This is a genomic window from Epibacterium sp. ABZ3_068, from assembly GCF_056159265.1.
On the sequence record NZ_JBSWUV010000001.1, the window covers coordinates 3,899,826 to 3,913,148 of the forward strand.

The 13,323-nt window shown below is 56.0% G+C and carries 14 protein-coding genes; 4 read left to right on the top strand and 10 right to left on the bottom strand.

What is annotated here, in order from left to right; translation table 11 throughout:
- Positions 1-180 precede the first annotated feature (180 nt).
- The 9 genes from hpaD (ACXAEW_RS18865) to hmgA all read right to left on the bottom strand — a co-directional run bounded on the left by hpaD (ACXAEW_RS18865) (position 181) and on the right by hmgA (position 9,880).
- Positions 181-1,164, bottom strand: a complete 984-nt coding sequence (gene hpaD, locus ACXAEW_RS18865; RefSeq protein ID WP_474942793.1) for a 3,4-dihydroxyphenylacetate 2,3-dioxygenase — start codon at positions 1,162-1,164, stop codon at positions 181-183.
- An 11-nt stretch (positions 1,165-1,175) separates the two neighbouring features.
- Entirely contained in the window at positions 1,176-2,030 is an 855-nt protein-coding gene (gene hpaD / locus ACXAEW_RS18870; RefSeq protein WP_474942794.1) for a 3,4-dihydroxyphenylacetate 2,3-dioxygenase, read from the bottom strand.
- 94 nt (positions 2,031-2,124) lie between these two features.
- A complete protein-coding gene (gene hpaE / locus ACXAEW_RS18875) occupies positions 2,125-3,636 on the bottom strand; it encodes a 5-carboxymethyl-2-hydroxymuconate semialdehyde dehydrogenase (RefSeq protein ID WP_474942795.1) in 1,512 nt (503 codons plus the stop codon).
- Between the two features lies 1 nt (position 3,637).
- The gene (locus tag ACXAEW_RS18880) at positions 3,638-4,021 is read right to left on the bottom strand and encodes a 5-carboxymethyl-2-hydroxymuconate Delta-isomerase (RefSeq protein ID WP_474942796.1); all 384 of its coding nucleotides are present in this window, start codon (positions 4,019-4,021) and stop codon (positions 3,638-3,640) included.
- A 309-nt stretch (positions 4,022-4,330) separates the two neighbouring features.
- The gene (locus ACXAEW_RS18885; protein WP_474943069.1) at positions 4,331-4,531 is read right to left on the bottom strand and encodes a DUF2783 domain-containing protein; all 201 of its coding nucleotides are present in this window, start codon (positions 4,529-4,531) and stop codon (positions 4,331-4,333) included.
- Between the two features lie 3 nt (positions 4,532-4,534).
- On the bottom strand, positions 4,535-6,154 hold the full coding sequence (locus ACXAEW_RS18890) for an FAD-dependent oxidoreductase (protein WP_474942797.1): 1,620 nt from the start codon (positions 6,152-6,154) through the stop codon (positions 4,535-4,537).
- 83 nt (positions 6,155-6,237) lie between these two features.
- Entirely contained in the window at positions 6,238-7,188 is a 951-nt protein-coding gene (locus ACXAEW_RS18895) for an MBL fold metallo-hydrolase (RefSeq protein ID WP_474942798.1), read from the bottom strand.
- An 18-nt stretch (positions 7,189-7,206) separates the two neighbouring features.
- Entirely contained in the window at positions 7,207-8,442 is a 1,236-nt protein-coding gene (gene fahA / locus ACXAEW_RS18900; RefSeq protein WP_474942799.1) for a fumarylacetoacetase, read from the bottom strand.
- 85 nt (positions 8,443-8,527) lie between these two features.
- Positions 8,528-9,880: a homogentisate 1,2-dioxygenase gene (hmgA, locus tag ACXAEW_RS18905; RefSeq protein WP_474942800.1), complete on the bottom strand. Its 1,353-nt coding sequence runs from the start codon at positions 9,878-9,880 to the stop codon at positions 8,528-8,530.
- Positions 9,881-10,112: 232 nt separating this feature from the next.
- On the opposite strand from hmgA, the gene maiA reads away from it, so the two are divergent.
- Positions 10,113-10,730 (top strand): maleylacetoacetate isomerase, encoded by a 618-nt coding sequence (gene maiA, locus ACXAEW_RS18910; RefSeq protein ID WP_474942801.1) that lies wholly within the window; start codon positions 10,113-10,115, stop codon positions 10,728-10,730.
- Positions 10,731-10,899: 169 nt separating this feature from the next.
- On the opposite strand, the gene ACXAEW_RS18915 is transcribed toward maiA, so the two are convergent.
- Entirely contained in the window at positions 10,900-11,841 is a 942-nt protein-coding gene (locus ACXAEW_RS18915; protein WP_474942802.1) for a LysR family transcriptional regulator, read from the bottom strand.
- A 109-nt stretch (positions 11,842-11,950) separates the two neighbouring features.
- Here ACXAEW_RS18915 and uraD point away from each other — a divergent pair, with 109 nt between their 5' ends.
- The 3 genes from uraD to ACXAEW_RS18930 are packed head-to-tail and all read left to right on the top strand — an operon-like array spanning position 11,951 to position 13,322.
- Positions 11,951-12,487 (top strand): 2-oxo-4-hydroxy-4-carboxy-5-ureidoimidazoline decarboxylase, encoded by a 537-nt coding sequence (gene uraD, locus ACXAEW_RS18920; protein ID WP_474942803.1) that lies wholly within the window; start codon positions 11,951-11,953, stop codon positions 12,485-12,487.
- A complete protein-coding gene (locus tag ACXAEW_RS18925; protein ID WP_474942804.1) occupies positions 12,484-12,846 on the top strand; it encodes a hydroxyisourate hydrolase in 363 nt (120 codons plus the stop codon). Before uraD ends, ACXAEW_RS18925 begins: the two co-directional genes overlap by 4 nt.
- Positions 12,846-13,322: a tripartite tricarboxylate transporter TctB family protein gene (locus ACXAEW_RS18930; protein ID WP_474942805.1), complete on the top strand. Its 477-nt coding sequence runs from the start codon at positions 12,846-12,848 to the stop codon at positions 13,320-13,322. Before ACXAEW_RS18925 ends, ACXAEW_RS18930 begins: the two co-directional genes overlap by 1 nt.
- Position 13,323: the final 1 nt, after the last annotated feature.

Consider the following 13,323-nt stretch of genomic DNA (forward strand, 5'->3'; position numbering starts at 1 on the left):
ATCCCACCCATGTCGACGTATTTGCACGCCATAAACTCATCGAAATCGCGTCCGCAGGAACGAAACTGGCTGCTTCCCCTGGCTCCGCCCCGGGCCGGGCCAACTTTTGTCCCCGCCAGAGCGGTCTGACGCAGCAAGCCAGGTTTTTTTCAGGTTCAACATATGCCCTCGCTTGCGTGCTTACGGCGCGATAATTGGGCTGGCCTTGATATCAGAGTTTTTGGTTTCAACGCCGATAAATTCTGTACCGTGCTCAAACCAGCTTCTGGGGGCCGGTGCTCCCCACAGGGTCTGACGCTGCGGATCCTTCAGGTCCCATTTGATCGGCTCCAGGTCCGGATCAACTGTCTGATAATCAGAGCAGTAAATCTCAATCCGGTGCCCATCGGGATCAAGGATGTACAGGAAGAATGCGTTGGAGATACCATGACGCCCCGGACCGCGTTCAATGTTGTCGACATACCCGGATGTCGACATCAGATCGAGCAGGTCGATGATGTTCAGCGGGGTTGGAACCCAGAAGGCCACATGGTGCATACGTGGGCCGGTGCCATTGGTGAACGCCATGTCATGTACACCGCCCTTGCGATGCATCCAAGCCGCCCAAAGACGCTTGCTTTCATCATCTTCAGTATATTCAGTCACCCGAAAGCCGAACTCGGAATAGAAGGCAACGCTTTCATCCACATTGGAAGAAAAGCAGTTGAAGTGATCAATCCGCAGTGGCTTCACACCACGGTAAAGCGCATATTTCTGGTGAATCGGCTCCAGCCGATCCATTTTGTGATAAAATTCAAGCGGGATACCCATGTTGTCCGACGTCAGCAGTGTGCGGCCCTGATAGGGACGATCCACCCACTCGGTCGGCCGCCCTTTTGACTGAAAGAACGCCTCCGCTTTGTCGAGATCATCATCGTCAAAGGTTTTGAACCCCATGACTTCCACTGTGCCCGGCTGATCCGATTTCTGCAGGATCACACAATGGTGCCCACGTTCTTCCATTGCACGCAGATAAACATGTGTGTCAGTTTCGTCTGTCACCTGCAGTCCAAGAATTTCAGTATAGAATTTCTTGGAGGCCGCCAGATCTTTGACATTCAGACAAGCGTGGCTCAACCGGATGGTATTGAAATCCGGATAAAGGTTCGGCGCGGGGACTGGCATGTTCGGCTCTCCTATCGAACAGGGAAAATTACGTTGGTCTGCCCCGTGCCTGAAGACGGGAAATACTCGGTCACGACTTCGCAGGGCGCGTCGTATGTGTCCCAGCCAAGTGCACCATAAAGCATGGCTGTGTCATGCATGGAGCCTTCGCCACAGCAAAAATTGGCATAGTCACCAAGCATCTTCAGAAAGGTCGCGTGATCGCCGCGTTTCCACATTTCAAGGACGTGCAAATCCATCTGGCGGTTGAATTCCGAGCTGATGGTAAAGGTGCCGTTATTGGCGGCATAATCCTTGTTTGCCCAGATCTTGTGGCTGAGACTGCCCGAGGCGACAAGCAGAACTTTTTCATCACTTTCCTCGATGGCCTGACGGATCGCCTCTCCGACAATACGGCTTTCTTCGTGATCATGAACGGTGCACCACGCCCCGATGGAGACAACCTTCATCTCATGCTCCCGGCTCATAAACCGCATCGGGACCAGGGTCCCGTACTCCAGCTCCAGACTGTCCAGATGATGGGCCAGCGTATAGGCTCCGTTCTTGGATGCGATCCGCGCTATAGCATCCCCAAGCGCCGGATTACCCTTGTAGCCGTACTGCAGGTTCTGGATGAATTGCGGGAATTCATTTGACGTAAAAACCCCCTCGAACCGGTCGTTGGCATTGATGTGGAAACCAGCGTTCAACACCCAGTGCGTGTCACAGATCACCACCGTAGTTGCGCCCAGGTCTTTGGCCCGGCGCGCGATCTCCCGGTGACCATCAATGGCAGGCTGACGTTTGCCTTTGACGGGCCCCTCCTGCTCGGACATGAGCATCGTCGGCACATGGGTCATTTTTGCTGCGAGAACAAGTTCTCCCATCGTCTCCTCCTCTCGTGTAAATTTGCGCGTTTCCCCGGTTTTCAAAGGCGCGGAACCGGATCAGGTGCCCACGACGTTTGATGTGATCTGAGGTTTACTGAACGCCCAGACGCATGATCTTGTGATCACCAAGGGCAAAACCGATGTGCTTTTGCTCCATGTAGAAATCAAAGCTCCAGTCGCCGCCGTCGCGCCCAATACCAGAGGCCTTTACGCCGCCAAAGGGTGTTGGCAGGTGGCGCACATTTTCGGAGTTCACCCAGATCATGCCTGCCTCGATCTTGTCGGTCATCCGCAGAGCACGCGTCAGATCTTTGGTCCAGACATAACCGGTCAGACCGTACTCCGTGTCGTTTGCGATCGACAGCGCTTCCTCTTCGGTGCTGAACGGAATTGACGTCAGAACCGGACCAAAGATCTCCTCACGAGCGATGCGCATATTGTTGTTTGCATTGGTGAACAATGTGGGACGGACAAAATACCCCTCGCTTCCGATTGTCTCGCCTCCGGCAGCGATGGTTGCGCCGTCTTCCCTGGCGATATCAAAGTAGGATGTCACCTTGTTATAGTGCTCTTCAGTGACAATGGGGCCGATCTCGGTGGTGGGATCCAGCGGGTGGCCAACTTTGATATTGTTCACGCGTTCGATCAGTTTGGCTTCGAACGCGTCCTTGATCGTATCTTGGATGAGCAATCGCGACGACGACGTGCAACGTTCACCGTTGATTGAGTAGATCATGAAGATCACCGCATCCAGCGCGCGCTCCAGATCCGCGTCATCAAAAACGATGACCGGGTTCTTGCCGCCCAACTCCAGATGCATCCGCTTCAGCGTATCCGCACCCTGTTTGGTGATGATGGACCCCGTGCGGCTTTCGCCGACAAAAGCAATCGCCTTGATCAACGGATGCTCTGTCAGCGCTTTACCCGCATCTTCGCCAAAGCCGTTTACGGTGTTCAGAACCCCTTTGGGCAGACCTGCTTCCTCGGCGATTTCCACCAGCAGACGCGCCGTCAGCGGCGATGCTTCAGCAGGCTTGTGGACCACTGTGCAACCTGCTGCCAACGCAGGGGCGATTTTCCACGTCGACAGCATAAAGGGTGTGTTCCATGGGGTGATTACCCCAACCGGGCCAATAGGCGTACGGGTGGTAATGTTCATCAGCGTCGGCGATTTCAAGTGCTGGCCGTCACGCGCTTCAACCACCTGATCCGCGAAATAGCGGAAGTTCTCTGCACCTCGCAGCGCGGCTTTGGACATGAACCGCAGGGTCTGGCCGGTGTCATAGCATTCACACAACGCGATCTCTTCTGCGCGCGCCTCGATGCCTTCTGCTATTTTGATCAAGATCTTCTTGCGCTCCAACGCAGGCATATCGCGCCATTCCGCAAAAGCAGCGTGCGCCGCCTTGGCAGCCGCGTCGATATCCGTCGCAGTCCCATGAGCCACGTCACAAATAACCGATTTATCGATGGGGGTTGCGTTCTGATAAACCCCGGCCGAGCCAGGCACATCTTCACCGGCAATGCGGTTCAAAATGCCCGTCTCGCGAAACCGCTCCAGATAGCCGTTCAGTTTCTCGATGTTTGTATCTCGTTGGCTCATATCAGTTCTCCAAATGGTCTCGGATCGTGCCGGTTTTCGGGGAGAGCTGCGGGTCGATGTCTCGCAGCTCCAGCGACAGGGCGAGCGAGTTGCGCTCCATATACGGCGCGACAAAATCCTTGGCGGCTGTGAAAATACGCTGGGCCGCATCCTCTTTTACGTCCTGAGGGCGCCCAGCCCGCAACCGGATTGATACATCAATGAACCCATGCCTTGGGTCACCGTTTGCAATGGCAAAATGATCCACACGAATGGCCCGCACCCGAATGCCAGCGGTCGGAAAAGTGTCGATCATTGCAGCACAGCTTCGGATCACCTCACACAGGCCTGCAATATCAATCGCATCCTCAAGATTGGCCGAATATTCGATGCTAAAATGCGGCATTGCGAACCTGCATGATGTTAAAAGTTGCGATGTTAATAAAATATTTTACTTGCGATGTAAAGTAATTTTGGTTTCTTCGGAGGGATGCCGTAGAGGGGCACATAAAGGAGCGATGCAGGTTTCCCCATATGCTGCGGTCCCATACCAAGCGTTTCCCACGCCGTTCCGTGATCCTCAAAAAAAGGCGAAACCAACGCGCCAGTCACGCGGGCGTTCCCATGTCTGGTGGTTACCACAAAGGCAACAAGGACCACGCCAGCACCCCTTAAAAGCCGCCCGCAATAGTGGCTCTATTGCGCACGCTTGGAACTATTCTGACGCCGGATCTTTGGCCAGTTTCATAGCCGCACTTAGCATAGCGCTGTCACCGATGTGGTTGGCAAGGATCAGGATCAGCCGTGCATTCAGGGCCGCGCTTTCATCGTCTGACAGCCCCTCATGGGTTGCTATCAGCTCTGCATAAAACGCATCCGGCGCGGAAAGGTTTGGTTTCAGATTAAGATCAGACATCATTTACCCTTCTTTTGCACAGGCTGTTTTGAGCGCGGCTTCGACCGCTGCATGTTCATAGGAACCCCAACGGGCCGCAACATGCTGGTCCGGTCGGATCAAATAGACTGCCGACTTCGCGGTTCCCAAATAGCGTTCGCTCAAAGAGGCGTTCTCCTCGTCGAGCGCGAGCCGTGTGACCGTGATCCCATCTAGATCCAGCGCCTCCGGTGCGTCTGCATTTATGGTCATCAGGACAAAGCCGCCGCCCAGACGATCCAGAAGGAACCCATCAGAAAGTGGAGCATCCGGGCACGGGCTTCCAACCCGGGTTCGCTCTGGCCCACCTTCCAATACATCCGGACCGTTTAGCGACAAACCATCATAGGTACATGGAACGGACAAACGGCCCGAATTCACAATACTGCGCGGGAACTCCAGATGCTCTGACAGTTCAAGAACCGCGTTACGGAACATATGGCTGGTCTTTGATTTGGGCGTTATGAAATCCGTCGACCGTGTGGAGTTCAGGATGTTTTCATCCGCCCCAAACGCACGTTCCTCGTGATAGCTGTCAATCAGCGCCTCGGGCGCCTTGCCATCCAGCACCAGCCCCAGTTTCCAGCCCAGGTTGTCCACGTCCTGCATCCCGGAATTTGCCCCACGGGCCCCAAAAGGTGACACCTGATGTGCAGCGTCTCCGGCAAAGATCACCCGACCGTGACGGAACTCTTTCATCCGGCGACACTGGAATGTGTAGATCGAAGACCAGACCATCTCATACTCGGCATCGTCACCAAGCAGCGCATCAAGGCGCTTACGGATGTTTTCTTCCTTCAGCTCTTCCTTCCGGTCTACATCCCAGCCGATTTGGAAATCCACACGCCAGACATCATCAGGCTGCTTATGCAACAGGGTCGAGGCACCAGCCTTGAAATAGGGTTCGAACCAGAACCAGCGCTCGGTCGGAAACGCGTTATTTTTCATCTTGATGTCGGCGATCAGGAAACTGTCCTCGAACACGCGACCTTCAAAATCAAGCCCCAGCATCGCCCGGGTGGGAGACGACGCACCATCACAAGCAACCACCCAGTCCGCTTCGATCTGATAGGGACCTTCTGGCGTCAGGATATCCAGAACCACATGATGGTCCTGAGAGGTGATCGCTTCAACCCGGTTCTGCCCGCGAATATCTATCGGAGCCCCTTGGGCGACTTCAGCAACAATCTGATCGTGGATGAATTTTTCAAAATAAGGCTGCTGAAGGTTGATAAAGGCCGGATTGCGATGGCCATCTTCGGGCAGAAGGTTAAAGTCATAGATCTTGCGATCATCAAAGAAGACTTTGCCCAGGTTCCAGACAACGCCTTTGTCGACCATAGGCTGGCCACAGCCGTAACGCTGTGCGATCTCCAGCGTACGTTTGGCAAAACAGATGGCGCGGCTGCCCTGCCCCACCCCTTCGTGGTCATCGAGCACGACAACAGGCTTTCCCTGCCGTCCCAGGTCCAGTGCGGTCGCCAGACCAATCGGCCCTGCCCCGATCACCACAACCGGATGACGTACAACTTCGGTCGCGTCCTGATCAGCACGTCGGGCGTATGGATAAAGTTTGAAGGCAAGCGAATAGCGGTCCTGCAACATCGTGCGGCTCCTCCCACTGTTGGTGCGACGGGCGCTGTTTCAAGCGGCGCGCCCGTCGTGGTCCTGTGATGAAAACGCAGGGATTAACCCTGCAGGTCTTCCCACATTTGCTGATCGCGCTCTGCGGTCCAGACGCGGGGCGTGTCGATGCCGCGCGCCTCGTCAAATGCACGGGCCACGTTGAACGGCAGGCAATGTTCATAGATCGCATAGTCTGCGAATTTCGGATCACATTCCGCGCGCACCGCATCCCAGGCTTCTTTCAGCGTGCCGCCGCGAGCAACAATCCGAGCCACCGGCTTGTAGGTGCTCTCGATAAAGCCGGCCGTGGCATCCAGCGCCTTGGCCACCATTTCCTCGCCCACCAGCGCATCACCACGACCCGGCGCAATGGATTTCGGCTCAAATGCAGCGATATTCGCCAGCGTTTCCGGCCAGTCCTGGAAGTGACCGTCCCCACAGTAGCATGCAGAATGATATTCTACGATATCACCGGTGAACATAACCTCCTGATCCGGAACCCAGATCACGGCATCACCAGCGGTATGCGCCCGGCCCAGCTTCATGATGTCCACACGGCGCTTGCCGAGGTACACAGTCATGCTGTCGCTAAATGTCGTGGTCGGACGCGTCAGGCCGGGGATTTCCTCGTGCCCCTGGAACAGGCGGGGGAAGCGGCCAAATTCGCTGTCCCAATCTTCCTGACCGCGTTCTTCCACCATGGCAGCAGCGGTATCCGACATGATGATCTCCCGCGCGCCATAAGCCGATGCGCCCAGAACACGCACCGCGTGATAGTGGGTGAGCACCAGATGGCTGATCGGCTTGTCGGTGACCGTGCGCACGCATTCAATGACCTTACGTGCCAGACGCGGGGTTGCCTGTGCTTCGACAATCATCACGCTGTCATCGCCAATGATCACGCCGGTGTTGGGATCGCCCTCAGCGGTAAAGGCATAAAGCCCTTCGCCGACCTGAGTGAAGCTGATTTTCTTTTCTTCCATGTCCCCTTGGGACGCAAATGCCTTTGCCATCTTGATCTTCCTTATCTCTTATTTCGCCCAGTCGGGCAGATCGACTGCGGGCAGAACAGTGCCCGTACAATCGCCAAATCCAATGCGGTACCCGTCGCCCTTGGCCGCGCCGCGCAAGGTCAAAGTGTCGCCGTCCTCCAGGAAGCTGCGACTTTCTCCGGTTTCCAGTGTCAGCGGCTCCTTGCCCCCCCAGCTTAGCTCCAGCAGGGAACCGCGGCTGTCTTTGGTGGCACCGGAGATGGTCCCAGACCCCAACAGATCGCCGGTCCGCATGGAACAGCCCGAGGTGGTGTGGTGGCACAGCTGCTGTGCGGCTGAGTAGTACATCTCATTGTAGTTGGTGCGCGCGATGATGCTTTCGTCCTGCCCTTCAGGCTTCAGACCAACCTCCAGCTCGATGTCAAAAAGCATCGGCGTCTTTTCCTGAAGATAGGGCAGCAGCGGGCGTTCACGTTCAGGCGTGGAGGTGCGGAACGGCGCCAGCGCCGCTTTGGTCACAATCCAAGGGCTGATAGAGGTCGCCGTTGCCTTGGCCTGGAACGGGCCCAAAGGTTGATACTCCCAGGCCTGAATGTCGCGCGCCGACCAGTCGTTCAGCAGCACATACCCAAAGATCATATCATCGGCTTCTTCGACCGACACCATACCATCAGACGGCGTGCCCACAATGGCGCCCATCTCCAGTTCCAGATCGAAGCGGGCACATGTCCCAAAGCGCGGCAGTTCGTCATCCGGCCCCTTGAGCTGCCCCCAGGGGCGCACCACATCCGTGCCTGACACAACAACCGAAGACGCCCGGCCGTTATACCCAATCGGAATAGACAGCCAGTTCGGTGGCAACGCGTTCTCTGCCCCTCGGAACATGGTTCCGACGTTCACAGCATGGTTCTTACCTGCATAAAAATCAGTATACTCCGCCACATCAAAGGGCATCAGCATCTTGGCTTCCGCCTGTTTGACCAGATGCGGTTCAACCGCGCTGCGGAAGGCTTCATCCGATAGCAATTCGGTCAAACGGCTGCGCAAAGCCCCCCAAACCGCCTGACCTGCGCCCATGACCGCATTCCAGGAAGGGTGGCCAAACAATGCGGCATCCAAACCATGATCGACCTTGGCCACATCCAGGATCATATCACCAATGGCCACGCCCATACGCGCGCCCTGCCCCGCATCAAAGACCCCATAAGGCAGGTTCTGGATCGGAAAATCAGTATCCCCGTTCGCGGTTTCGACCCACGATCTCACCTCTGACATTTTACGCATTTCCCTTGTCTGGTGTTCGGATTTCTTCACATAGTTCTTCGGGCGTACGCCACAGCCCACGCCCGCAAGGCCGATTTCACTTTAGCCCCGGTGTTCCGTCGAATTTCTTCTCAAGACTGTCCCAGCAGTCGATGTAATTGTCCTGCAGCGGCGCCTCATTGGCGGCAAAGGACGTCAGGTGCTGCGGGAAACGGGTCTCGAACATAAAGGACATTGTGTTGTCTAACTTGTCCGGGCCGAGGTTCGAATTCGACGCCCCTTCAAAGGCATCCTTGTCCGGACCATGGGGCAGCATCATATTATGGAGTGACATCCCCCCCGGCACAAACCCATCGGGTTTTGCGTCATAGACCCCGTAAATATTGCCCATCAGCTCGGACATAATATTCTTGTGGTACCATGGGGGTCGGAAGGTGTTTTCAGCCACCATCCAGCGCTCACGGAACAGGACAAAGTCGATATTTGCTGTGCCCGGGCTGCCTGAAGGCGCGGTGAGCACCGTAAAGATCGACGGATCCGGGTGGTCGAACAAGATCGCCCCAACCGGACAATAAGCACGCAGATCGTATTTGTAAGGCGCGTAGTTCCCGTGCCAGGCCACAACATCCAGCGGCGATTGTCCAACAGTGGTTTCATGGAATTGCCCGCACCATTTGATGGTAATCTTGCTCTCCACCTCGCGGTCCTCAAAAGCTGCCACAGGCGCTTTGAAGTCACGCGGGTTGGCCATTGCGTTGGCCCCAATCGGGCCGCGGGCTGGCAGTTCGAATTTCTGTCCGTAGTTCTCGCAGACGAACCCACGACAAGGCCCATCCAACACCTCGACGCGATAAACCAGACCGCGTGGCAGAATGGCAATTTCCTTGGGCTCAAGATCAATCACACCCAGTTCTGTGCAAAAGCGCAGTCGCCCCTCTTGTGGTACAACCAACAGCTCGGAGTCGGCAGAAAAGAAATACGCGTCCACCATACTCTCAGTCACCAGATAGACATGGCTGGCCATGCCGACCTGAGTATTCACATCCCCTGCCGTCGTCATGGTGCGCATGCCTGTAATCCAGTTGAGCGGCGTGTCGCTGTGCTCGATCGGACCCCAGCGATATTGACCAAGGCTCACCGCATCATTGACTGTAGGGGCAGACCGCCAAAACGGCATGTCCACGCGCGTGTAACGCGCTGAATGTTTGACGCTGGGGCGAATACGATAGGTCCAGGTACGCTCAGGCGGGTGAACGGTAAAGGCCGTACCTGACAGCTGCTCGCCATATAGGCCATAATTGCATTTTTGCGGACTGTTCATCCCCTGCGGCAAAGCATCCGGAAGCGCCTCTGTTTCAAAGTCATTGGCGAACCCCGGCATATACCCCTCATGCGGCCCTGGAATGCTTGGGGCGCGGGTCAAACCGCTGATCGTCGTGGCTTCAGTCATCCATTCCTCCTCGGCACTGGGATGCCCCAGATGTGTTCTATTGACAAATATTCATTGCACATGCAACAAAGTCAACAGCATTCATTGCAAACGCAACGGTGCGCAATAACAATTTAAAACCACGACAAATTAACTGCCAGGGCGTTCAAAATTTGAGCCGCTCTCTGTCCGCCCCCGTAGGCAGCCGCCGAATCTGCGCCCACGTCAGATGAAACCGCTCTTGGAGGATGAGATGATTGAATTGCATGACTACTGGCGCTCCACAGCCAGTTATCGGGTGCGCATCGCATTGGGTTTGGCAAAACTCCCTTGGACAAGCCTTCCCGTTGATCTGGTCCAAGGCGCACAAACCAGCAGCGAACATCTGGCCAGCAATCCGCAAGGCCTAGTGCCGGTTTTGGAAATTGATGGGCAGGTTTTGACGCAGTCTCTGGCGATTGTCGAATATCTGGACGAAACGCGTGGTTTGGGCCTCCTACCAACCGATGCCCTAGGCCGCGCCCGCGTCCGGGCCCTGTCCCACGCGATAGCCATGGAAATTCACCCCGTCTGCAATCTGCGCGTCGCCAAATACGGCTCCTCGCAGAGTGATCGGATCACAATGGAAAGTTGGATGCAGACGTTCATCACGCCCGGCCTGAGCGCCTTTGAGGCGATGCTGGACGGCGGCACCTATTGCTTTGGAGAGAGCCATACTCTTGCCGATATCTGTCTGCTGCCACAGGTATATAATGCAGAACGCTGGGGCATTGATCTGTCGCGTATGCCCAAGATCCGTCGAATTGCCGCGCACCTCAGCCAGATTGACGCATTCGCCCAGGCGCACCCGGATCTCGCGCGCAAGTCGTAAGCGCATCTGACAGAAATGCCCCCGGGCGCCCAAAGACCGACAGCTTCCTGTCTTGGCAAACTTCAGCTCCTTGATCTGACCGCTCTGGCGTGGTGCGAAAAACGGGCATGGGGGATGTTACGCTTCTGCAATGCCTTTCGCGACTTTGACGCGACACTTAGCCCCCTGTCTACCGGTCAACCTCGCGCCTGCTTCGCAGCATCTCCAGTCTGTGCGGAAGAACCTCTGCCAGCCGATCCGCAATCACGCGCGTGGCACGCATCAACGGACGACGCGTGTCTATCGCCAGAGCGATGTTCTGCGGCCGCAGGCTTGGCTCCTCCAGTTTGAGAAAAATCAGTGTCCCAGTTTCCAGCTCCGGAAGCACATCCAACTCCGACGTCAGGATCGCCAGATCGCTTTGAAGAACCGATTGCTTGAGCAATTGCAGCGAATTTGTAACCAGAACCGGAGCATTCTCAGCGAAAAGCCACCCGTGACGGCTGTCCAGATACTTGCGGATCGGCAACAGCGCACTTTGTGAGGCCGTCGCTCCCTCCGACAGATCAGCCAAAGTCACCTGTTGCAACTGGGCCAGCGCATGTTCGGGTCGCACCACACACCCAAAAGGCAAATCCTGCTCCCAAATCCGGTGCTGGAACCGCCCACCAGGCAGGTTAAACGCCAGCACCAGATCAACTGTTCCGTCATCCAGAGCCTGCCCGGCCTGGGTCGGCGTCACTATGTCGATATCCAGGTGAATTCGTGGATGCTCTTGGACCGCCCACGAAAGCAATTCCGGCAGGACGCCATTGACCAAACTGTCCATGGCCGCCAGCCGAACAGTCCCATGCTCCTGCCCGCGCATTTCTTTCAACCCGCCTTCGAGCCGTTCAGCATCCGCAAGCCATCGGCGTGCAAGCACGATCACCGCCTCACCGGCGGCTGTCGTTTTCATGCCGCGCGGAAGTCGTTCAAACAAGGGTGTATTGCTTGCCTCCTCCATCGTTTTGATTTGCCTGTCGATCGCCGAAGCTGCAATGCCCAGCGCGCGTGAGGCTGCCTGCACCGACCCATATTCAGAAACGGCCAGAACATATCGCAGTTGACGGGGAACAAGATGCAGGGCCACGCAGGAGTTTCCATTCTATTTTTGCGAATGCAGAGTTGCTCATTTTGCCATAGATGGCAATGCGGCAGCTGAATAGGCTCAGGTTAAAATTTCCTCACAGGATCTGGCCGTGATACCGTTTGCCCAAGAGACAACGCTGGAAACACTGAACAATGCGGACGAACATATCGCCGCAGAGTTGCTGCTGCCCTTTATAGAGCGCGCGCCGGACCTTGCCCGCGCTGTTGCGAGACACCGCCCCTTCCATTCGGCAGAGGCCATTATCGACGCCCTTCGAGAAGAGATTTCAAAGCTGGCATCTGACGAACTGATGTCTCTGTTTCGCGCCCATCCAGAACTTTCCCCACCGACACCGGAGGCAATGACCGATGCCTCTCAATATGAACAAGGACGCCTTGGCCTGTCCGCGCCTTCACCAGAATTACGCAAGACACTTGCACGTCTGAACGCGGCTTATCAGGCGAAGTTTCAATTCCCCTTCATTCTTGCCCTGCATCGGATGGACACCATTGAACAGATTCTTGAGGCCTTTGAAATGCGCCTTTCGAACAAACATAGCGATGAAATCGCCCAGGCCTGCGCCGAAATCACCTCTGTTAGCGCTGCTCGGGTGCGGAAAGCCTTTGCAAAAGGAGCGCTGAAATGAGCGCCGGAGGGATTTCCATTCACGCCGTTGACGTTTCATCTGGTCGTCCAGCCTATGGATTGGCCGTCAAACTCATTCGGGTGGAAAGTGGTATTGAGGTCGAACTGGCCTCTGGCACCTGCGGAGAAACCGGGCTGTTCGACCACTCAACAGTTCAAGGTCAGAACATAACTGCCGGTCAGTATATCGCTGAATTTGCGGTCAGTGCCTATTACGCGGGCACCTCCCCATCACAAGAGAGCGCAGCTTTTCTGGATTTGGTACGTTTCCATTTCGGTGTCGCGGATGCGCAGCAACACTATCATTTGCCGTTCAAATTCACGGCCTGGGGATATTCATTGTTTCGCGGGGGCTTATGATGCGCATCTTACCCGAGACCGGACACCGACCGACCATCTCACAGGTGGCCGCACGGCTCGCAGGCTCAGGCCTTCTGATCGCACTCAGCTTTTACTTCATGGTTGGCGGGCTTGACCTGGGACTGGGCAGCCCGTTTCGCCCTGGCACGGGCGCATTCCCCTTTTTCTCGGGTCTTGCGCTGCTTGTACTGGCTGCATCCATCCTATGGCAGGACTTGCAGCACCACGAGCTGTCAGAACAGCCGGACTGGATCTCGTTTCTAGCCATTGCAGCAGCACTATCAGTCTTTGCGCTTGTAACGAAACGGTTTGGCCTCTTGCCTGCAACCTTTTTGACGGTCCTCACGGCATCCGCGCCGGACCGCAGTCTGCCTTGGTGGGGCAAGGTTTTACTGGGGCTTTTTATGGCAACCCTTAGCTACCTGCTGTTCATCCAGGCGCTTGGCCTCCCGTTCAAAGCCATACGGGGAATCTAAG

Bases quoted from the DNA above. Each gene is read 5' to 3' on its own strand.
- hmgA (WP_474942800.1), bottom strand. From the start codon at position 9,880: ATGACTGAAGCCACGACGATCAGCGGTTTGACCCGCGCCCCAAGCATT.
- ACXAEW_RS18890 (WP_474942797.1), bottom strand. From the start codon at position 6,154: ATGTTGCAGGACCGCTATTCGCTTGCCTTCAAACTTTATCCATACGCC.
- hpaD (WP_474942794.1), bottom strand. From the start codon at position 2,030: ATGGGAGAACTTGTTCTCGCAGCAAAAATGACCCATGTGCCGACGATG.
- ACXAEW_RS18880 (WP_474942796.1), bottom strand. From the start codon at position 4,021: ATGCCGCATTTTAGCATCGAATATTCGGCCAATCTTGAGGATGCGATT.
- ACXAEW_RS18885 (WP_474943069.1), bottom strand. From the start codon at position 4,531: ATGTCTGATCTTAATCTGAAACCAAACCTTTCCGCGCCGGATGCGTTT.
- hpaD (WP_474942793.1), bottom strand. From the start codon at position 1,164: ATGCCAGTCCCCGCGCCGAACCTTTATCCGGATTTCAATACCATCCGG.
- ACXAEW_RS18925 (WP_474942804.1), top strand. From the start codon at position 12,484: ATGAGCGCCGGAGGGATTTCCATTCACGCCGTTGACGTTTCATCTGGT.
- fahA (WP_474942799.1), bottom strand. From the start codon at position 8,442: ATGTCAGAGGTGAGATCGTGGGTCGAAACCGCGAACGGGGATACTGAT.
- hpaE (WP_474942795.1), bottom strand. From the start codon at position 3,636: ATGAGCCAACGAGATACAAACATCGAGAAACTGAACGGCTATCTGGAG.
- ACXAEW_RS18930 (WP_474942805.1), top strand. From the start codon at position 12,846: ATGCGCATCTTACCCGAGACCGGACACCGACCGACCATCTCACAGGTG.
- ACXAEW_RS18895 (WP_474942798.1), bottom strand. From the start codon at position 7,188: ATGGCAAAGGCATTTGCGTCCCAAGGGGACATGGAAGAAAAGAAAATC.
- maiA (WP_474942801.1), top strand. From the start codon at position 10,113: ATGATTGAATTGCATGACTACTGGCGCTCCACAGCCAGTTATCGGGTG.